Here is a 586-nt window from a genome sequence, read left to right as displayed (position 1 = left end):
CTGTTGAACAGAGTATATTTAAACCACTTATTTATATCGGTATTTTTTGCAAATCTGAATAATGGTTAATACAACCTAAAATATTTTTTATTTTGCATATTAGAAACACGATATAAACAATTGCTTTAAAGGGAATTAAAGGCACGCTCATTATATTTTTAGTTCAAAAACGATCTTATAAATATATTGGCGACTATTTATCATTACATAGGATGTAATAATGCAAAAATCACTCTTCAAACTGACGATGTTGGCGACAGTTATTCTAGGCATCAGTGCCTGTAGCGGCGACAACAAAACCACCGATGACTCTGCTGCCAGCTCAGATGCTAAAGCAGCCAAAACCTTACTTTATTGCTCAGAAGGTAGTCCGGCTGGATTCGATCCAGCACAATACACTGCAGGTACCGATTTTGATGCGAGCGCCTTTCCCATCTACAACGGCTTAGTAGAATTCAAAAGAGATGGTACTGAGATTCAGCCAGCCTTAGCCGAAAGCTGGGATATTAGTGAAGACGGCAAGACTTATACCTTTAACCTACGTAAAGGGGTTAAATATGGTAAGACCGATTACTTTACCCCAACC

At 38.1% G+C, this 586-nt stretch carries 1 protein-coding gene; it reads left to right on the top strand.

The features are described from left to right. Positions 1-220: 220 nt before the first annotated feature. The coding region (locus JMW90_RS13600; protein WP_227691979.1) for an ABC transporter substrate-binding protein at positions 221-586 on the top strand (366 nt) is incomplete at its 3' end.

Origin of the sequence: Psychrobacter glacincola (assembly GCF_904846215.1) — a bacterium.
GTDB classification, from domain to species: Bacteria; Pseudomonadota; Gammaproteobacteria; order Pseudomonadales; family Moraxellaceae; genus Psychrobacter; species Psychrobacter glacincola.
The sequence above is the reverse complement of the archived record's forward strand: the minus strand, read 5'-3'. Positions and strand labels throughout refer to the sequence as shown.